Raw genomic sequence first — 17967 nt, 5'->3', positions numbered from 1 at the left:
AAGCCAACCTCTTCCTCTCCCCTGTCAAGGCGCGAGCAGGTCCCACGGCTGCGCCTGCGGGGCGGCTTCCTGCCCCGCCGCGCAGCTCGGCCTGAAGTCGCACCAGGCGCAACGGCGGTCCGGGCGGGCCGGGAACAGCACGTCCGCGTCGCCGCCCGCGTCCAGGGTATCCGTGGCCAGCCTCAGGTCCGCGGCGGTCTCGCCCGCGCGTTGCAAGTGCCGCTGGAGGCTCTCCGGGGTGTGCTCGGCCGCCGCGATCGTGCCCGTGGGGAGGTGGTGCAGCTCCACCGTCGTGCACGGCATCCGCAGCGTCCGCGCCGACGCCACCGCGTACAGCGCCAGCGCCTGCGACGCCCGCGCCTCGTACTCGTCCGGTGGCCGCCGTCCGGTCTTGTAGTCGACGATCACCAGCGACCCGTCCCGCGCGTCGATCCGGTCCGCGCGCCCCTCGATGATCATCGACGGCCGCTCCCCCGGCGACGGGCTCACCGGCGCCGACACCCACCGCTCGAGCCCGACCGGGTCGTGCGTGACGTCGTTGTCCTCGACGTACTCCGCCACCCACTCCTTCGCCCGCGCCCGGTAGCGGGCCGCCTGCTCCTCGCTCTCGAAGCCCGCGTCCTTCCAGAACTCCGCCACCAGCGCCACCGCCCGCTGCGGCACCCGCTTGAGCACCGGCAGGTCGAACAGCGCCCGCAACGCGTTGTGCACCACCGCTCCCAGCGTGCTGTGCGCCCACGGCCCGGTGCGCTGCGGGGTCGGCCGTTCGAGGTACGCGAGCCGGTACCGGCGCGGGCAGTCGTCGAAGGTGGCCAGCCGCGCCGGCGACACCTTCGTGAGCCGCACCGGTTGCGCGACGCCGAAGTCGAACCCCATCTGCTCCTTCACGGGTGCCACGCTACGCACCACCACCGACAGTTTTTGCGCGGCACCCGGAAGGCGACTACCTCACCACCAACACTGTGTGCGTACCACCGGAAACGGTCAACGGACCCGCCGCGCGGATCGGCCGCCCGTCCAGCAGCACCAGCTTGCCGGCCGGAACCACCAGCGAACCCGAAGTCCCGCGAGGAGCCGTGACAGTCAACGAGAACACCGAACCCTGCTGAGACCACGAAGCCGACAACGCGCCCTTCGGCGTCGGCACAGCGCCACGCGCCCACGAGACCGAACCCGGGTGCGGCGCCACAGTCCACGTCGCGAAGCCCGGCGAAGCAGGCGAGACGCCCAGCAGCTCGTTCGTCAACGCCGGCACCACACCGGTCGACCAGCCGTGCGCCGCCGACGTGTACCCCTGCTCGTAGTGCGAACCGCCTGCACCGATGCCTTCCCACGCCGTGATGCCCGGGTCGTGGGACGCCATCCAGCCGTACATCCGCTTGATCTGGTCGATCGCCGAGTCCGGCTGCCCGCTCCGGAACCGCGCCTGCAGCTCGGGGAACGACGTGAACGCGTACACGCGCTTCGTGCCATCGGAAACGAGAGTGTCGTTGTCCATGAACGGATTCCCGTACGGCAACGCGCCCGCCGCGAGCCGCGCCAGCGCCGAAGTTGCCTGCGAAGGCGACGCGATGCCGGCCAGGATGGCCTGGCTGTTGCCGTCCTGGCCGTGCCGCACCGCGCCCGTCCCGGAGTCGAGGTACGCGCCCGCCGCCGGATCCCACAAGTAGGTGTTCACGGCGGAAGCGACGCCGGAAGCCCGCGCGAGCCACCGGTCGGCGTCCGCGGGGTGCCCGGTCGCCCGCGCCAGCCCCGCCGCACCCTGAAGCGCCCTGACGTACAACGCGTTGTAGTACGTCACTTCGCCGGTCCGCGGCAGGAACGCGTAGTCGCCGTAGCCGCCGGTGCCGTTGAGCCCCTTCGCGAGCAACCCACGCGAATCGGTGACCGACGGGTACCACGAGTCGAGCGTCTTCACGAGATTCGAGTAGTACGAAGCCGCGTACGCGGTGTCGCCCGTGTAGAGCACGTAGTCCCAGCTCGACGTCACCCACCAGAGCGGATAGTCGAACAGCGGCAGCGTGTAGTCGTTGATCGACGCGGGCGGGATCCAGCCGTCGGCCCGCTGGTGGTCGGCGAGGTCGGCCAGGACGTTCTTCGCCGCCGTGCCGTCCTGGTGCGTCAGGTACTCGGTCAGCCCGGACACCGCGACGTCGCCGACGTACGGGTCCCGGTCGCGCTTCGCGCCGTCGTGCAGCACCAGTTTCCCGGCCAGCGACGGCGAGAACGCGCCGCGCGGGTCCACATCGGACTCGCGGAAGGTGTCCATGCCCAGCTCGTTCGTGTACGAGGCCGCGTACCAGTAGCGGTTCAGGTCGGCGTCGGACGACTCGAACCAGCCGCGGTAGGTGTCCGGCGTGCCGAGGAACGGCGTGAAGTCGAGCGCGACGCCGTTGATCCGCACCTCGCCGGACGGCTGGGCCAGCGGCGCGTCGGACGCCAGCGCGTCGAGGCTGATCCGCAGGTAGCGGAAGCCGTGCAGGCCGTCCGCGCACACCTGCGTCCCGCTCAGGCAGCCCTTCGTGTCCGTCCAGACGGTCGGCGACGCGGGCACGGCGTACTGGTCGCTGCCCGGCCCGCCGGAGAAGTCGGAGCGCGTGAAGTCGGAGCGTTCGCCCAGGTACTGCAGGGTTTCCGAGAACGACAGCCGGACGCCCGGCCGGTTCGCCGAAGCGCCCGCGAAGGAAATCTTCGGGTACCCCGCGACGACCTTGCCGAAGTCGACGACGGCCGTCGGCACCGGCGGGTCGGCGACCAGGCCCGGCCAGACCTCGGTGACGCGGCTGAACTCGCCGGACGGCGTGTTCTGGTCCTTCGTGACGGTGATCCGGACCTGCGTGGTCGTCACCGGCCGGTCGAACTGCACCGCCCGCTGGACCGCGGTGTTGCCGGTGACCGTGGCCGCGGTCCGCCACGCGCCCGCGTCCAGCACCTCGACGGTGTAGTCCTGCGGCACACCGTCCACACTGGACAGCAGCGTGACGCCGGGCAGCGCGACCGGCGCGGCCGAGGTGATGGTCAGGACGTCCGGGTAGGCGCCGATCGTGTCGTCGTTCCAGAACGTCTCGGTGTTGCCGTCGACGGCGTTGCCCGGGTCGTAGGTGCGCGGCTGGCCGTTCCCGCCGTTGTTCGGCGCGTGGAACGACGACGCGGCCGCCGTGGTCCCGGCGGGCCAGGCCGGCTTGGGCGGCGACGCCTGCCGCTCGAACGTCGCGACCCCCCGGCCGAGCAGGCCGTCCGGGTTGGTGACGTCGCCGGTGGTGGACAGCACCCGCACCGGCCGGACGTCCCTGGTCGACGGCGCGACGACGTACTTCTGCCAGCTCGGCGCCGCGTCGGCGGGCACGGCGACCACGCCGCTCGCCACCAGCACCGTGACCGGCAGGACTGCTCTGAGCCACTTCATCGAGGCCTCCGCAAGGCGTTTGAATCGTTTCAACCGCTGAGCTGAGGTCCAGGCTGCGCGAGCGGTGCCAACGATGTCAACGACCGCGGGAGTTCCTGTCCGGCAGGACAACCCGAAAGGCGGGGTCAGCTGCCGCCGGCGATGAAGCCGCGCACGGAGTTCGCGACGAGCTCGACGGCGATGGCCGCGAGCAGCAGGCCGGCCACCTTGGCCAGCAGCGTGATGCCGCTTTCCTTGATCAGCCGGATGACGACGCCGGAGTAGCGCATGCAGATGTAGATCACGAAGTGCGTCATGACGATCGCCAGCGCCAGCGCGATGTACGCACCGATGTGGCCGTCGGCCTGGCGGACGAACACGATGGTCGCGGCGATCGCGCCCGGGCCGGCCAGCAGCGGCGTGCCGAGCGGGACCAGCGCGACGTTGACGTCCTCCGCGGCCGCCTCGGGTTCGTGGCCGCTGCCGGTGAGCAGCTGCAGCGCGATGAGCAGGAGCAGCAGGCCGCCGGCACCCTGCAGCGCCGGGATGCCGATGCCGAGGTAGGCGAGGATCGCCTGACCCGCGACCGCGAACAGGCTGATGACCAGCAGCGACACGAGGACGGCCTGCCGCGCGGCGCGGGCGCGCACGGCCATCGGCTTGCGGCCGACGAGGCTCAGGAACACCGGCACCGTGCCGGGCGGGTCCATGATGACGACCAGGGTGATCGTCGCGCTCATGAAGAGCTTGGCGTCGAAGAAGTCGGCGAGCGCCATGTCAGCCCTTCACGACCTGGAACCCCGTCGCCCGCGAAACGAGCTCCTCGAGCTGCCCGGGGTCGGTGGTGCACTCGCCGAGCGCGATCGTCTTGTTGGTGCCGTGGTAGTCGCTCGACCCGGTGACGAGCAGGCCGAGCTCGCCGGCCAGCTCGCGGGTGCGGGCCCGCGTCGGCGCGTCGTGGTTCGGGTGGTCGGCTTCGACGCCGGTGAGCCCGTGCGCGGCCAGGCCGGCGAGGGTGTCCTCGCTGATCGTGGCGCCGCGGCTGAAGGCGAAGGGGTGCGCGATGACCGTGACGCCGCCGGCCGCGGCGATCATGTCGATGGCCTCCTCGACCGGGGTGTCCCGGCGGGCGACGTAGTAGCCGCGGCGCGGGCTCAGGTAGTCGGCGAAAGCCTCGTCGACGGACTTGACCAGCCCGGCGCGGACCAGCGCCTGGGCCAGGTGCGGGCGCCCGGGCGGGGAGTCCTCGGGCAGCAGGCCGAAGATCTCGTCGATGTCGATGGGGAGGCCGTCGGCGGCCATCCGCTCGGCCATCCGGCGCAGCCGCGTGCGGCGCTCGACGCGCAGCCGGGTCTGCTCGGTGACCACGGCCTCGGCCGTCGGGTCGAAGAGGTAGGCGAGCAGGTGGACGCTGATCTGGCGGCCGGTTTCGGGGTCGATCGACACCGTGGAGAGCTCCGCGCCGGGGACGAGGGTCAACCCGGGCGGAATGGCCTCGGCGGCGGGCGCCCAGCCCGCGGTGGTGTCGTGGTCGGTGATCGCGACGACGTCGAGCCCGGCTCTCGCCGCCGCGGCGACGAGACCGGCCGGCGTGTCGGTGCCGTCGGAAGCGGTGGAATGGGCGTGCAGGTCGATGCGCATCGGGTCCATTGTCGACGATGCGCTGGGTCACACGCCCGGCGGGCTTGTCAGCCGACCGGCTTCTTTCCGCGGGCCGCCCGCTGGGCCTTGATCATGGAGAAGCGTTCGGCCTGCTTCTGCTTGTCGCCGAAGACCAGCTCGGAGATCGTGTCGTAGAACTCTTCGGGCCTCGGCAGGTAGTCGATCCGGTTCAGCGCCTGGATCTGACCGGCCGATTCGACGACCATCGTGCCGTAGCCCATCATGCGGCCGGTGGCGGTGCGCACGTAGCTGAGGTCGGTGACCTTGCTGATCGGCATCATCAGCACCTTGGTGGTGAACACCCCGGTGGTCATGACGAACCGCTTGTCGGTGACCACCAGCCGCTCGACCCACCACTCCATGACCTGGTAGGCGAACCGCAGCACGACGAGCAGCGCGACGTACCAGAGGATGTTCTGGCCGATGTACAGCGCCGGTGGCAGCAGGTAGGACACCAGGACGCAGACGGCCAGCAGCGCGGCCGCCTCGAAGGTGTCCCACAGCAGCACCGCCCAGTGGCGGCGGATCCGGATGACCCGCCGCTCGGTGTCGAGGAGGTACTCGTCGGGGTCGCGTGGCGCGAACATGGTTCGAGGGTAGCCCCCGATCAGCCCTTGAACACGTTGCTGACGAAGGTGATCACCGATTCGGCCGAGCTGCGCAGGAAGTCGACGATGTTGCCGACAAGGCCCGCGGCCTGACCCGGCTGGGCAATGACGAAGAACAGCACCAACGCGATACCGGCGAGGCCCGCAATCTTCTTCACGTTCACCGCGATCAAATCCCGTCTCTTACGGTGACACCGGACAACAGCAAAAATCCTGACTTTTTACGTTGTACCGCACTGAACAGGCACAGGGGAGGTAAGTCCCGCGCTTGGGTCAGCACGCGGTCCGAAGTGTACCGTACGGCTACTCTCCGTGTACAGGACATCCGTTTTCAGTTCGGTCACGTCTACCCTTCGGGACATGGACGGCCTCACCAGCACCACGATCCGCTGCGTAGGCGGTATCGCGTACGACGCACACGGCCGATTGCTGCTCATCCGCCGCCGGAACGACCCCGGTTCGGGGCAATGGTCGCTGCCGGGTGGCCGAGTCGAACCGGACGAAAGCGACAAACAGGCAGTAATCCGCGAGCTGCTCGAGGAGACCGGACTCGACGTGATTCCCGGCACACTGGTGGGGTCGGTGACGAGGGGCCCGTACGAAATCTTCGATTACGGGTGCGAAGTGACCGGCGGAACGCTCACGGCGGGTGACGACGCGACGGACGTCCGTTGGTCCGATGCGGCAGACCTGGACGCGCTCGAGGCCGCGGGGGAGCTGGTGGATCTCCTGTACGTGACGCTGCGCGACTGGAAAGCGCTCCCCCGCGCCTGACTACAGCGGCAACCAGGTCATCCGCTGCCCGTGCGGGGCGGTCCGGGCCAAGGCGTGGGCTTCCGCCTTCCCGTCTTCCCACCGCACGACACCCAGGGTCGCGAGCCCGTCCGCGCCGGCGAGGTCCGCGCGCCCCGGCAGCACCGTCTCGAGGGCCGCCCCGTAGAACTCCTCGGAAACCCACCACACCGGCCGCGAAGCGGCCAGCGAAGCCAGCCCGTCGACGAACTCCGCACGCCGCGGAGCCGGGAAGTACGCCAGCGCGTGGCTCGTCACCACGACCAGCGGCCCGTCCAGGGAACCGGCCGCCGAGGCCAGGTCGTCGACCCCGTCGCCCTCGATCAGGCGCGGCCGGTGCTTCGCCTGCTCCGCCGCCGCCGTCCGCAGCAACCGGATGCGGTCCGGCTGGTCGGCCCAGACGCACGCCTCCAGCCACGCCAGCTCGTCCTCGTCCGACAGGTCCACCGGCGCCCGGTCCAGCCCCGCCCGGTCCAGCAGAGCCAGCTTCTTCGGCAGCTTCGGCGCCACCGCGCCCGGCGCGAGGTCCAGCGCGCAGTGCAGCCCGACCGCGGCCTTCGCCGGGCCCGCCGTCAGCTGCTCGCCGCCGTCGCACTGGTAGCGGTAGCCGAAGCGGTCCAGCCCGAGCAGCAGCCCCGCGCTGCAGCCGACCTCCAGCAAGGACACCTTCCCGCCCGCTTCGCGAGCCGCCCGCGCGACACCCGGGTACAGCAGCGCCGCCCGGCGGACCTCGTTCGTCTGCGTGTACCGCGACGAGATCAGCGCGCGCGCCTTGTCCGCGCGCTCCAGCAGGAACGACCGGAACAGCGGCCAGGTCTCCGAATCGACGCCGTCGAAACCGCCCAGGGACGGGTAGTACCGCGACAGCGGGTGGATCGGGTCCGCCTGGACCAGCCGGTGCGCGGTCGCCATCAGCAGCGTCGCCCGCACCTCGCCGTCCCGCGCCGACGTCAGCAGACCCGCCACGTCGTCGTCGGAAGCCGCCTGCAGCGCCAGGTGCTCGTACAGCGGCGACACCCCGCGCGCTTCGACTTCCGCGAACGTGCGCAGTACGCCCTTGATCCCGTCCAGGTCCATCAGAGCCTCATTCGTGCGGGACCGGCCGGCCCGGCTGCTCCCCGCCCCTGGTCTCGCCGTAGGAGCGCTTCGGCACCATCACCTTCCGGCGGAAGGTGCACACGATCGTGCCGTCCTGCTTGTAGCCGCGCGTCTCGACGTACACGACGCCGCGGTCGTCCTTGGACTTCGAGGGCGTCTTGTCCAGCACCTCGGTCTCGCCGTAGATGGTGTCGCCGTGGAACGTCGGCTTGACGTGCTTGAGGGACTCGACCTCGAGGTTCGCGATGGCCTTGCCGGAGACGTCCGGCACGGACATGCCCAGCAGCAGCGAGTAGACGTAGTTGCCGACCACGACGTTCTTGCCGAAGTCGGTCGTCTCCTCGGCGTAGTGGGCGTCCAGGTGCAGCGGGTGGTGGTTCATGGTGATCAGGCAGAACAGGTGGTCGTCGTATTCGGTGACCGTTTTGCCCGGCCAGTGCTTGTAGACCGCACCGACCTCGAACTCCTCGTAGTACCGACCGAACTGCACTCGTCTTCTCCCTGTCCGCGTAACACCGCGTGAGGCTGGTACGACACGCATCCGTAGTGAGGAGTACCCTCGACCATTGGTGTTCGCGCGTCAACGCGAGCCCCACCACTCTGCACTCTCAACTACGGTGCACCCGGCCCGAAGGAGGTGAGGAACCCCGATGAGTAGTGGCGATAGTCCGCTCCCTAGTAGTCCCAGCGTTCCCACCTCACGGGTCGTCTCCAGGTAGGCCTTCTCTCTTCCCGGGAACGCTGGTGTCGCCGGGCGGACGCGGTCCGCCCCTGGTCAGTCGTCTCGCACGACCAACGCACGACGCCCAGGAGATCCCATGCCTGCCATTCCCTCGCTCGGCGGCCTTCGCGGCCGCGGCAACAAGGGCGCCGTTCCCGTCCGCCCGGTCCCGGTGCCGCTGTCCGCGTACGTCGTGGACTGCGCGGTGTACGTCGCGGGCGAGCGCCTGCCCGGCCGCTGGACGCACACCGAAGCGATCAAAGAGGTCCGCAAGCGGCACGAGGGGTTCGTCTGGATCGGGCTGCACGAGCCCGACTCCGACCAGATCCAGGGCATCGCGGAGACGTTCGGGCTGCACGAGCTGGCGGTCGAGGACGCGCTCGAGGCGCACCAGCGGCCCAAGCTGGAGCGCTACGACGACACGCTGTTCCTCGTGGTGAAGACCGTCCGGTACGTCGAACACGAATCACCCACCACGGCGAACGAGATCGTCGAGACCGGCGAGCTCATGGTGTTCCTCGGCCGGGACTTCGTGATCACCGTCCGCCACGGGAACCACTCGGGTCTCGCGCGCCTGCGCCGCGAGCTGGACGACGACCCCGAGCGCCTGCAGCTGGGGCCGGCCGCGGTCGTGCACGCGATCGCCGACCACGTCGTCGACCACTACCTCGACGTCACGGGCCGGATCGAGAACGACATCGACGTCATGGAGGCGCAGGTCTTCGCGCCCCGCTCGCAGATCAGCGCCGAGCAGATCTACCTGATGAAGCGGGAGGTCCTCGAGCTGCGGCGCGCGGTGATGCCGCTGGCGACACCGGTCCAGCGCCTGGCCGAGGGCTACACGCGGCTGGTGCCGGACGAGGTGCGCTCGTACTTCCGCGACGTCGCCGACCACCTCACGACCGTGTCCGAGCGGGTGGCGGCGTTCGACGAGCTGCTGTCCACCCTGGTCGACGCGACGGTCGCGAAGATCTCCCTGCAGCAGAACACCGACATGCGCAAGATCACGTCGTGGGCGGCGATCATCACCGTGCCGACGATGATCGCGGGCATCTACGGGATGAACTTCGACTACCTGCCCGAGCTGCACTGGAAGTTCGGGTACCCGCTGGTGATCACAGTCATCCTCGGCATCTGCCTGTTGCTGTACCGAATATTCCGGAAGAACGGCTGGCTCTAGGTCCCCCTCTTCCCCCATCGGAGTGTTCGCCATGTCCCGGATGCTGTCCAACCTCAAGTTCTGGGCGCTCGCGCTCAGCCTCGTGTGGATCTTCGTCATCACTTTCGTCATCGTCGCCGACCCGGGTTTCGCGCACGGCATGAAATGACCGTCCCGGGTCGTACCCTGGGGCCATGCCGAAAGCGCTGGTCGTCTCCGACGAGGTCGACGAGCGGCTGTGGACCGACGCGGTCCGCGCCGTCTCCGTCGACCTCGTCATCGGCGCCGGCGACCTCCCGTACGACTACCTCGCGTTCCTGGCCGGCGCGCTCGACGTGCCGTGCGTGTTCGTGCCCGGCAACCACGACCCGGACCTGAGCGGCTACACGCGCTACGGCGGGCTGTCCATGAAGGACGGTTTCCCGACGGCGTGGCCGGGCCCGGCGGGCGGCATCAACGCCGACGGCCGGATCGTCGACGTCGCCGGCCTGCGGTTCGCCGGGCTCGGCGGTTCGATCCGCTACAACGACGGCCCGAACCAGTGGACCCAGCGCCAGCAGGCCCGCCGGGCCCGCCGCCTGGTGCGGCGCGCGCGGCGGCGGCGGCGTCGCGACGGCCGCGGCGTCGACGTCCTGCTGACGCACTCGCCGCCGCTGGACCTGGGCGACCGGGCGGACCCGCCGCACCGCGGGTTCGCGTGCCTGCACCGCACGATCGACGTGCTGCGGCCGAAGTGGCTGCTGCACGGGCACATCCACCCCCACGGCGAGCCGGTGCCGGACCGGGTCGTCGGCGAAACCCGGATCCGCAACGTGGTGGGCCACCGGATCATGGAGTTCTCATGAAAGAGACGGGGTTTCCCCGCGCGGACGCGGAGAACGACTTCCTCCGCGCGCGCCGCGGCCAAGTGCTCTCGCGGCTTTCGACGTGGCTGCGCCGCGAGCCCGACGACGTCAACATCATGCTGCCGTTCCACGAGGTGGTGGAGGCGCTCGGCTACCTGGGCGAGCACCGGATCGGCCTGCGGGTGATCAAGCTGGACTCGATCGCGGGCACGGTCGACCGCAGCCGCGACTTCGACCGCCGCTTCCGCCCGACGTCGGGCCGCGTCCGCGAGCGCTGGGAGCGCCTGGCGCTGGCGGCCCGCCGCGGCGAGGAGATCCCGCCGATCGAGGTGTACCGGGTCGGCGAGCTGCACTTCATCATCGACGGCCACCACCGCGTTTCGGTGGCGATCGCCCAGGGACTGTCCACAATAGAGGCTTCGGTGACGGTGGTCCGGACCAAGCTCAACCCGAGCGGCATCCGCCACCGCGGCGACTTGATCGTCAAGGACTATCGACGGCTGTTCCTCGAGCGGGTGCCGTTGACGGGCCACGCGCGGGCGTCGGTGATCGTGTCGGACCCGTGGGACTACGCGAAGCTGGGCGAGCACGTGGAGGCGTGGGGCTTCCGGCTGATGCAGGACGAGGGGAAGTTCTGCGACCGCGCGAGCGTGGCGCAGCGGTGGTTCGACGAGGAGTTCGTCCCGGTGGTGGGGATGCTGCGGCAGGCAGGCCTGATCGGCGACCGGACGGACGCCGAGGCGTACATGTGGGTGGCGGCGGAGCGGTACCGGCTGATCCGGACCCACCGCTGGGACGACGAGGTCATCGAGACGCTGCGGTCTCGGGGACGTTAGAGCCCGAAGACGTACCACGTCTCGCCGAATCGGAGCCACATCCGGTCACCTTTGCTCGCTCAGCACCCGCCCGTCCAGCCGCCGGGATCGGCTGGCGACCACCTCGTCGTCGTGCGGGCGCACGTTCAGGATGGAGCGCTCGCCGCCGTGGTGTCGTTGGAAGAGCGCGTCCGCGCCACTGACGGTCACTTCGAGCACCGAGCGCAGCGACGACGCCTAGACGCCGTCGCTGCCGACCTACACCAGCAAGACTGCAAAGCCAGAGGTCGTGCCGGACGCGCCCAGGGCGGTTCGCCTTCTGCAGTCCAGCGGCCCGGATGACGGACCGAGGTTCGACTACACGCATACCACCTCCGGAAACGTGACTCGAGCGTCCGCAGCAGAGTTGCATCAATCTGATGCAGCCCGTATGCTGGCGACACGGAGGCAGCGGCCTCCGCAAAGCGAGAGGAGGTGACGACCTTGACCCGATGGACAACGTGCAATGCGATCCTATTGAAGCCGGGAATTATGTCCTAATTTCCGGCCACTAAAAGGGCCATCCAGCCCAAATAATCAATTAACCACGCAACCAGAAAGGTTTCGTCATGAACTTTATCTATGGCTATTACTAGCCTCACCTAAGGTAGTTCCGTGGACATTTGTCTCGAAGCCAGCCGGCTTCAGTGCCAACGGAACGGAAAATGGAAATAGTTTGAGTATTACCGCCCCGTCGGACAATTTCGACAACACGATCAGTCCAACAGAAGCGGCGATCCTCAAGGTCGCACTTGAAAAAATCAGCAATTCAGGGAGCGGCAACCCGAAGAAGACGGAGTCACTTACGCAGATCACCGGAATCTCAGCCTCGGCGTCTTCGCCCGCACTTATCCTGTGGGCAGCCGCCGGGCAGGGCTACCCGGACTGGATGATCCTGCTGATCTGCGCCATCGTCTCCATCGGCGGCTTCATCACATCCGCGATCCACCACTAGAAGCCAATAATCAGGAACGACAATATCCGGTCTGGGTCACCATTCCGGATTTTGTCGCGCCAGGGGAATCAATGACCAAGAAGGCAGGAAATCAGTCAGTTGCAGCAGAACGAATCACGGTTGGCTTGATACCCAAGGTGACATCAGAGCTCGCAGAACTGAGCAACGAATCAGGAATGTCGAAGACGGACATAGTCAACCGAGCGATTAGTCTCTACTATTTTATCGAGCAAATCATCTCCAAAGGAGGACAAGTTAAGGTAGTGGAGAATGATCAGTCAGGAGAAATGCTCTTGAAGATCCTATAACACTTAAGGTCGCTATTTATGCACCTCAATTACTCGTGGAGCGGGCCACGCGAGAAGGCGGGCCCGCTCCACAGAGAACTCACATGTGCACGGCGCCGGGAGCGGCTTCGCCCTTCGGGACACCCGGGCGCAGCAGCAGACCGCTCAACAGCGCGCCGGCCGCGAAGATCACCGCCGCCCACGTGAACGCCGTCGTGTAGCTCTCGATCGCCGCCTCGGCCGCCAACTGTGGCGTCGGGACCTTGCCCGCCAAGTACGACGTCGCCGCGTTGCCGGCCAGCGTCGACAGCAGCGCCGTGCCGATCGAGCCGCCCACCTGCTGCATCGTGTTGACCGCCGCCGATGCCACGCCCGCGTCGTGCGCCTCGACGCCGAACGTCGCGACGCTCATCGCCGGCGCCATCGCCAGGCCGATGCCGAAGCCCATCACCAGCAGCGGGCCGAGGACGCCGGACGCGTACGTGCTGTCCAGGCCGATGCCGCTCAGCCAGAACAGGCCGACCGCGGCGATCGCCATGCCGGTCGGGACCAGCGGACGCGGGCCGAAGCGCGGCAGCAGCACGGCCGTCGCCGTCGTCGCCGCCAGCATCAGCGTCGCCACCATCGGCAGGAAGCCGACGCCGCTCTGGATCGGCGTGAACCGCAGGTTCTGCTGAACGTAGAACGTCAGGAACAGGAAGATCGCGAACATGCCGATGGCAAGCAGGAACATCGCCAGGTAGGAGCCGCCGCGGTTGCGGTCGAGCAGGACGCGCAGCGGGAGCAGCGGGTGCGAGACGCGCTGCTGCAGCCACGCGAAGACGCCCAGCAGCACGACGCCGGCCGTGAGGAAGCCCCACACCGACACCGACGACCACGAGTCCGACTCCGCGTTCGCGAAGCCGTAGACCAGCGCGAACAGGCCGGCCGAGGCCGTGATCGTGCCCGGCAGGTCGAGCTTCGGGCGCGGGCCGGCGTCCCGCTGGTTGCGCAGCAGGACCGAGCTGCCGACGAACGCGACGACCGCGAAGATGATGTTCACGAACATGCACCAGCGCCAGTCGAGGTACTCGGTGAGCACGCCGCCGAGCAGCAGCCCGACCGCCGCGCCGCCACCGCCGATGGCGCCGAACACGCCGAACGCCCGGCCGCGTTCCTTCGGGTCGGTGAACGTCGTGGTCAGCAGCGAAAGCGTGGCGGGCGCGAGCAGCGCGCCGAAGACACCCTGGGCCGCGCGGGCGATCAGCAGCATCTCGATGTTGGTCGCGAAGCCGCCGAGCGCGGACACCGCGGCGAACCCGGCCAGGCCGACGAGCAGGGCGTTCTTGCGGCCGAACAGGTCGGCCAGCCGGCCGCCGAGCAGCAGCAGGCTGCCGAACGCGAGCGCGTACGCCGTGACGACCCACTGCCGGGCGTCGTTGGAAAAGCCCAGGTCGACCTGCGCGGACGGCAGCGCGATGTTCACGACGGTCGCGTCCAGCACGACCATCAGCTGCGCGATGCCGATCATCACCAGGATCAGCCATCTGCGGCTGTGGTGGGGGTTCTCGGCGGCGCGCGCGTCCCCCGGCGGCGCGACGGCGAGGGTGGATTCGGACATGGGTGTCCCCTCACTGGGAGTGATCAGGAAGCTATGTGGAGTAGGTATCTCCCCTTACGCGACCCAAGGTACACAAGAACCGGAGATGGTGCCTCTACTTCAGGGGCTAGACTGGACGGCATGGCACGGGACGCTGGTCCCGCCGCACCGGCGCGGCCGCTGCGGCGTGACGCTGAACTCAACCGCCGTCGCATCCTCGCGTCGGCTCGCGAAGTGTTCGGCCAGCGCGGGCTCGACGCCACGCTGGACGACATCGCCCACCACGCCGGCCTCGGCGTCGGCACGGTCTACCGCCGGTTCCCCAGCAAGGAACACCTGGTCGAGGCCATGTTCGCCGAGCGGATGGAAGAGATCGGCGATCTCGCCGCGGAAGCGCTGAAGGCCGACGACCCCTGGCAGGCGTTCGTCGACTTCACCTGGAAAGCGGCCGAGATGCACTCCGCCGACCGCGGGCTGCGGGAGATCATGCTGTCCAACAAGTTCGGCCACGAGCACGTCGCCGAAGAGAAAGCCCGCATGGTGCCGTTGATCACACAGCTCGTCGAACGGGCGCAGGACGCCGGTGGGTTGCGGGCGGATTTCGCCCCGTCGGACATGGCGCTGGTGCACATGATGGTCGGCTCGGTGGTCGAGTTCACGTGCGCGGTCGACCCGGACCTGTGGCGGCGCAGCCTCGGCATGCTGCTCGACGGGCTCCGCGCCGAGCCCGGCAAGCCCTCGCAGTTGCCCCGCCCGCCGCTCGACGAGCAGGAGATCGACCGCGCGATGTCCTGCTGGCGCCCCTGATGGGGTGATCGGCGCGGGATCCCGGCGCCGCCCTCCCGCCCGGACACTGCACCCCGCGCGATCATGGCGACGGGGAGGTGCGGTGGCGTACTACAGCGTTCCGGCGATCAGGCGGTTGCAGCTCGGACGCGAGCTGAAGGCCTGGCGGGAGAAGGCCGGGCTGACGCTGGAACAGGCGGGCGGCGATCTCGACATTTCGAAGAGCACGCTCTCGCGGATGGAGAAGGGGCAGGGGGCCATCCACCCGCTGCACGCCAGGGCGATGGCGGAGCTGTACCGGCTGCCCGAGGACGATCTCGTGCGGGTGGTCGACATCGCACGCGAGGCGAAGCGGCCCAACCAGAACCGGATCGAGGGGGTGTCGGTCAACAGCTATCCGGCGCTCGAGGCAGAGGCGGTGTCGGTCCGCAACTTCGAGCTGGCATGGGTGCCCGGACTCTTGCAGACCGAGTCCTTCACGCGAGCGCTCTACGCCGATAGCGGCACCCGCGAACGCAACCACAAGCTCCACGTGCGGATGCGCCGCTGTCAGCGGCTCCGAGCCGAGGATCCGCTGAAGCTGCACGCGATCGTCGATGAGACCGCCCTGGTGCGCCGGGTCGCCGAGCCCCACGTGCTCGTGGCGCAGATGCTGCACATTATCGAGCTCTCCGAGCTCGACAATGTGCGGGTGCAGCTGCTGCCTGCCGATATCGGGGTGCATCCGGGTCTTCGAGGCGCTTTCTCGCTGCTTCGGTTCCCGGAGGACACGATCGGGGATCTCGGCTATGTCGATCACGCCGCCGGGAACCTGCAGCTGGTGAAGCCCACCCAGATCTCGCAACTGGCGAGGCGCTTCAGCGCTCTTGCTAAGCTCGCCCTGAGCGAAAAGGAGTCCTGCGAGCTGCTTCTCCGGCTCGCGGATCGGCTGAGCGCATAGGGGTGGGCTGTGGAAGAAGATTGGCGCAAGAGCAGCTACAGCCAAGGCGAGAACACCGCGTGCGTCGAGGTGGCGTTCGCGTGGCGGAAGAGCAGCTACAGCGGCAACGAGAACACTGCTTGCGTCGAAGTCGCCTTCACCACACCTGCCGTGGCGGTGCGGGACTCGAAAGATCCTTCCGGCCCGCACCTCACCGTCGCCCCCTCTTCCTGGCGTGGCTTCCTCACCTCCGTCACTCCGACGGAATGATCGCCCACAGGATCAAGTAAGCCACGAACTGCGGCCCGGGCAGCAGGCACGACAGCACGGCCAGCAGCCGGACCGTGCCGGTCTTCATGCCCCACCTCTGGGCGAGACCCGCGCACACCCCGCCGATCATGCGGCCGTAGCGGGGACGGGACAGCCGTCGAGTGACCGGTGCGCTCATCGTTTTTCCCTTTCCTCGAAGTTCCGATATCTCCACTTCACCACCGGAGTACCCGCTTCCGCATCGCCCGCGGGAAGGACCGCTCCCTTAGGGGACGGCAAAGGCGAAAAACGTTCGTACAGCCATGAAAACCAGCCGAACTCCGATGACCTGCGCGTTCTCCGGCCGAGGCTGGGAAAATACTGAGAGATGTCCCCGTCAGGGCTGGTTTTTCCGCCCGATGCGGTGATACTGGCACACCGTGTACCCGCGTCCGAAACACTTGGTCGTCGCGATGGTCTGCGCCCTGCTCACCGCCGGGTGCGCGAAGACGCAGGCCGCGCCGGAACAGACGTCCGGGCCGACGCCGCTGACCGCGTCCGCCGCGCTCGGGGACTACGCCACCGTCGACTACTGCAGCCTGCTCGACGTGCCCGCCGTCGCGCCCGGCGCCGTCGCGACCCCGACGTTCGAAACCTGCCGGGCCGACGCCGGCGGGCGCACGATCCTCATGGGGCCGCTGGCCTTCGACTCCGACCCGAACATCCGGCCGTACCCCTACCCCGGGCCGGTGCCGGACGGCGTCGCGGTCCAGCAGTCGATGTTCAACGACCACAGTGCCTGCACCCGTGCCATCACCTTCGCCGACGGCAACCGGCTCGACCTGTCGGTCACCGACGCCGGCGACGACCAGGCCGCGCGCTGCGGTGTCGCGGACGCGGCCGTCGGCTCGGCGCTGACCGCGATCACCGCGGGCAAGGTCGGGCGGCTGAACTTCCCGGGCCGCTCGTGGGGCCAGGTGGCGCCGTGCGTGCTGCTGGACAACCCCGACCTCGAAGCGGTCGCGGGCAAGGGCAGCCGGCCGGCGACCGGACTGTCCGGGCACAGCTGCATCCGCGGCAAGGTGAGCCTCAAGCTGACGGTGCAGACGACCGAGCCGTCCGCCCCGGCCGAACCGCTCGGCGGACGGCAGGCCGTCGTCCGGCTGGCGGGCGCGTTCTGCCTGGTGGACACGACGCAGCCGGCGCCGGGCCTGCCGGGCCGCCGCGAGCTGGCGGAACTCAGCGTCGTCGAAACCGCGGGCACCGCGGGCGACGGCACCTGCGCCCAGGCGCGCGCCGCGGCGAACACGATCCTGCCGCTGCTCCCGACGCCGTAGGAACTTTCTCGCGGGGGGCTGTCGAATTCCGCCCGGACGGTTCGTAGTCCAAGTGACAGCACCCGAGCCGATACGGAGCCCCGCCATGACCGCGACGTACACCTTCGACGTCTTCGCCAGCCTCGACGGCTTCGGCAGCCACTACGGCGACTGGGGCGGTTACTGGGGCAAGCAAGGTCCCGAACTGCTCGCGCACCGCCTCGCGCAGTACCGCGACGACCAGCGGATGGTGTTCGGCGCCACCACCTTCCGGAGGAACGTGGAACTGCCCGGCGACGAGACAACCGACCCGTGGATCGGCCGGATGCGGAGCCTGCCGGCCACGGTCGTCTCGAGCACGCTCCGCGGCCCGCTGGACTGGCCCGACGCGACCGTCGTGAGCGGCGACGCGGTGGAGGTCGTCGCCCGCCTCAAGGAGGAGTCCGACGTGCCGTTGCGCTCGCACGGCAGCCTTTCGCTGAACCGGGCGCTGCTGGCCGCCGGGCTCGTCGACCGCCTCCAGGTGACGCTCTTCCCGGTGCTCAGCGGCAAGTTCGGGGCCGCCCCGGTCTTCGCGGGCTTGGAAGCCTTCGACCTCGAGCTCCTCGAGAGCCGGACGCTCGACGGCGGCACCCAGGAGCTCGTCTACCGCCCCACCCGGCACCTCTGACCAAGTCGTGGGGTGGGGGGGGGGGGTGGTTCCCCCACGACCAGCAACACCACCGGGTAGGGGTGGGTTTGTTTGTTTTGGT

21 protein-coding genes are annotated in these 17967 nt (G+C 69.0%); 10 read left to right on the top strand and 11 right to left on the bottom strand.

From position 1 onward, the window contains the following. Positions 1 to 24: 24 nt before the first annotated feature. The 6 genes from AB0J40_RS38065 to AB0J40_RS38040 all read right to left on the bottom strand — a co-directional run bounded on the left by AB0J40_RS38065 (position 25) and on the right by AB0J40_RS38040 (position 5819). Positions 25 to 876 (bottom strand): PD-(D/E)XK nuclease family protein, encoded by an 852-nt coding sequence (locus tag AB0J40_RS38065; protein ID WP_364463824.1) that lies wholly within the window; start codon positions 874 to 876, stop codon positions 25 to 27. Between the two features lie 67 nt (positions 877 to 943). Next, the gene (locus tag AB0J40_RS38060) at positions 944 to 3406 is read right to left on the bottom strand and encodes an alpha-L-rhamnosidase C-terminal domain-containing protein (protein ID WP_364463509.1); all 2463 of its coding nucleotides are present in this window, start codon (positions 3404 to 3406) and stop codon (positions 944 to 946) included. A 125-nt stretch (positions 3407 to 3531) separates the two neighbouring features. Beyond that, positions 3532 to 4161 (bottom strand): MarC family protein, encoded by a 630-nt coding sequence (locus AB0J40_RS38055; RefSeq protein WP_364463506.1) that lies wholly within the window; start codon positions 4159 to 4161, stop codon positions 3532 to 3534. Position 4162: 1 nt separating this feature from the next. Further along, positions 4163 to 5035 carry a PHP domain-containing protein gene (locus AB0J40_RS38050; protein ID WP_364463503.1) on the bottom strand — a complete coding sequence of 291 codons (873 nt, stop codon included), beginning with the start codon at positions 5033 to 5035 and terminating at the stop codon, positions 4163 to 4165. Between the two features lie 38 nt (positions 5036 to 5073). After that, positions 5074 to 5634 (bottom strand): PH domain-containing protein, encoded by a 561-nt coding sequence (locus AB0J40_RS38045; RefSeq protein ID WP_072481681.1) that lies wholly within the window; start codon positions 5632 to 5634, stop codon positions 5074 to 5076. Between the two features lie 20 nt (positions 5635 to 5654). Beyond that, positions 5655 to 5819 (bottom strand): hypothetical protein, encoded by a 165-nt coding sequence (locus AB0J40_RS38040; RefSeq protein WP_167379843.1) that lies wholly within the window; start codon positions 5817 to 5819, stop codon positions 5655 to 5657. Between the two features lie 196 nt (positions 5820 to 6015). Here AB0J40_RS38040 and AB0J40_RS38035 point away from each other — a divergent pair, with 196 nt between their 5' ends. Then, positions 6016 to 6429, top strand: a complete 414-nt coding sequence (locus AB0J40_RS38035; RefSeq protein ID WP_364463499.1) for an NUDIX domain-containing protein — start codon at positions 6016 to 6018, stop codon at positions 6427 to 6429. Here AB0J40_RS38035 and AB0J40_RS38030 read toward each other — a convergent pair whose 3' ends face one another. Then, positions 6430 to 7524, bottom strand: a complete 1095-nt coding sequence (locus AB0J40_RS38030) for a DUF2332 domain-containing protein (protein WP_364463496.1) — start codon at positions 7522 to 7524, stop codon at positions 6430 to 6432. A gap of 7 nt (positions 7525 to 7531) precedes the next feature. Further along, positions 7532 to 8035, bottom strand: a complete 504-nt coding sequence (locus AB0J40_RS38025; RefSeq protein WP_361103451.1) for a MaoC family dehydratase — start codon at positions 8033 to 8035, stop codon at positions 7532 to 7534. Positions 8036 to 8363: 328 nt separating this feature from the next. Here AB0J40_RS38025 and corA point away from each other — a divergent pair, with 328 nt between their 5' ends. The 3 genes from corA to AB0J40_RS38010 all read left to right on the top strand — a co-directional run bounded on the left by corA (position 8364) and on the right by AB0J40_RS38010 (position 11106). After that, complete coding sequence (corA, locus tag AB0J40_RS38020; RefSeq protein WP_364463493.1) at positions 8364 to 9446, top strand: magnesium/cobalt transporter CorA; 1083 nt, start codon at positions 8364 to 8366, stop codon at positions 9444 to 9446. 173 nt (positions 9447 to 9619) lie between these two features. Continuing rightward, a complete protein-coding gene (locus tag AB0J40_RS38015; RefSeq protein ID WP_364463490.1) occupies positions 9620 to 10270 on the top strand; it encodes a metallophosphoesterase in 651 nt (216 codons plus the stop codon). Further along, positions 10267 to 11106 (top strand): chromosome partitioning protein ParB, encoded by an 840-nt coding sequence (locus AB0J40_RS38010; RefSeq protein WP_364463487.1) that lies wholly within the window; start codon positions 10267 to 10269, stop codon positions 11104 to 11106. The genes AB0J40_RS38015 and AB0J40_RS38010 overlap by 4 nt, the downstream gene beginning before the upstream one ends. Positions 11107 to 11151: 45 nt before the next feature. Here the strand turns inward: AB0J40_RS38010 and AB0J40_RS38005 are convergent, their stop codons facing one another. Then, the gene (locus AB0J40_RS38005; protein ID WP_364463484.1) at positions 11152 to 11304 is read right to left on the bottom strand and encodes a hypothetical protein; all 153 of its coding nucleotides are present in this window, start codon (positions 11302 to 11304) and stop codon (positions 11152 to 11154) included. Positions 11305 to 11800: 496 nt separating this feature from the next. Between AB0J40_RS38005 and AB0J40_RS38000 the strand changes: the two genes are divergently transcribed. Next, positions 11801 to 12079, top strand: a complete 279-nt coding sequence (locus tag AB0J40_RS38000; protein ID WP_364463481.1) for a hypothetical protein — start codon at positions 11801 to 11803, stop codon at positions 12077 to 12079. A gap of 387 nt (positions 12080 to 12466) precedes the next feature. On the opposite strand, the gene AB0J40_RS37995 is transcribed toward AB0J40_RS38000, so the two are convergent. Next, positions 12467 to 13966, bottom strand: a complete 1500-nt coding sequence (locus AB0J40_RS37995; protein WP_364463479.1) for an MFS transporter — start codon at positions 13964 to 13966, stop codon at positions 12467 to 12469. Between the two features lie 120 nt (positions 13967 to 14086). Between AB0J40_RS37995 and AB0J40_RS37990 the strand changes: the two genes are divergently transcribed. From AB0J40_RS37990 to AB0J40_RS37980, 3 genes are all read left to right on the top strand, one after another. Beyond that, entirely contained in the window at positions 14087 to 14752 is a 666-nt protein-coding gene (locus AB0J40_RS37990; protein WP_364463477.1) for a helix-turn-helix domain-containing protein, read from the top strand. A gap of 82 nt (positions 14753 to 14834) precedes the next feature. Continuing rightward, positions 14835 to 15671, top strand: a complete 837-nt coding sequence (locus AB0J40_RS37985) for a helix-turn-helix transcriptional regulator (protein WP_364463474.1) — start codon at positions 14835 to 14837, stop codon at positions 15669 to 15671. Positions 15672 to 15680: 9 nt separating this feature from the next. After that, a complete protein-coding gene (locus AB0J40_RS37980; RefSeq protein WP_364463471.1) occupies positions 15681 to 15920 on the top strand; it encodes a DUF397 domain-containing protein in 240 nt (79 codons plus the stop codon). Here the strand turns inward: AB0J40_RS37980 and AB0J40_RS37975 are convergent. Further along, complete coding sequence (locus tag AB0J40_RS37975; protein ID WP_364463468.1) at positions 15904 to 16098, bottom strand: PspC domain-containing protein; 195 nt, start codon at positions 16096 to 16098, stop codon at positions 15904 to 15906. The two genes, AB0J40_RS37980 and AB0J40_RS37975, sit on opposite strands and share 17 nt — an antisense overlap. 241 nt (positions 16099 to 16339) lie before the next feature. Between AB0J40_RS37975 and AB0J40_RS37970 the strand changes: the two genes are divergently transcribed. Continuing rightward, a complete protein-coding gene (locus AB0J40_RS37970; RefSeq protein ID WP_364463465.1) occupies positions 16340 to 17236 on the top strand; it encodes a hypothetical protein in 897 nt (298 codons plus the stop codon). A gap of 85 nt (positions 17237 to 17321) precedes the next feature. Then, a complete protein-coding gene (locus AB0J40_RS37965) occupies positions 17322 to 17885 on the top strand; it encodes a dihydrofolate reductase family protein (protein ID WP_364463462.1) in 564 nt (187 codons plus the stop codon). The last annotated feature ends 82 nt before the right edge of the window (positions 17886 to 17967 follow it).

The sequence above is a fragment of the Amycolatopsis sp. NPDC049691 genome, from assembly GCF_040675005.1.
Classification (GTDB): Bacteria; Actinomycetota; Actinomycetes; order Mycobacteriales; family Pseudonocardiaceae; genus Amycolatopsis.
This window is presented reverse-complemented; position numbering and strand designations above follow the sequence as displayed.

Coding starts and splice junctions, on each gene's coding strand:
- AB0J40_RS38065 (WP_364463824.1), bottom strand. CDS start 876: ATGGGGTTCGACTTCGGCGTCGCGCAACCGGTGCGGCTCACGAAGGTG.
- AB0J40_RS38060 (WP_364463509.1), bottom strand. CDS start 3,406: ATGAAGTGGCTCAGAGCAGTCCTGCCGGTCACGGTGCTGGTGGCGAGC.
- AB0J40_RS38055 (WP_364463506.1), bottom strand. CDS start 4,161: ATGGCGCTCGCCGACTTCTTCGACGCCAAGCTCTTCATGAGCGCGACG.
- AB0J40_RS38050 (WP_364463503.1), bottom strand. CDS start 5,035: ATGGACCCGATGCGCATCGACCTGCACGCCCATTCCACCGCTTCCGAC.
- AB0J40_RS38045 (WP_072481681.1), bottom strand. CDS start 5,634: ATGTTCGCGCCACGCGACCCCGACGAGTACCTCCTCGACACCGAGCGG.
- AB0J40_RS38035 (WP_364463499.1), top strand. CDS start 6,016: ATGGACGGCCTCACCAGCACCACGATCCGCTGCGTAGGCGGTATCGCG.
- AB0J40_RS38030 (WP_364463496.1), bottom strand. CDS start 7,524: ATGGACCTGGACGGGATCAAGGGCGTACTGCGCACGTTCGCGGAAGTC.
- corA (WP_364463493.1), top strand. CDS start 8,364: ATGCCTGCCATTCCCTCGCTCGGCGGCCTTCGCGGCCGCGGCAACAAG.
- AB0J40_RS38015 (WP_364463490.1), top strand. CDS start 9,620: ATGCCGAAAGCGCTGGTCGTCTCCGACGAGGTCGACGAGCGGCTGTGG.
- AB0J40_RS38010 (WP_364463487.1), top strand. CDS start 10,267: ATGAAAGAGACGGGGTTTCCCCGCGCGGACGCGGAGAACGACTTCCTC.
- AB0J40_RS37995 (WP_364463479.1), bottom strand. CDS start 13,966: ATGTCCGAATCCACCCTCGCCGTCGCGCCGCCGGGGGACGCGCGCGCC.
- AB0J40_RS37990 (WP_364463477.1), top strand. CDS start 14,087: ATGGCACGGGACGCTGGTCCCGCCGCACCGGCGCGGCCGCTGCGGCGT.
- AB0J40_RS37975 (WP_364463468.1), bottom strand. CDS start 16,098: ATGAGCGCACCGGTCACTCGACGGCTGTCCCGTCCCCGCTACGGCCGC.
- AB0J40_RS37965 (WP_364463462.1), top strand. CDS start 17,322: ATGACCGCGACGTACACCTTCGACGTCTTCGCCAGCCTCGACGGCTTC.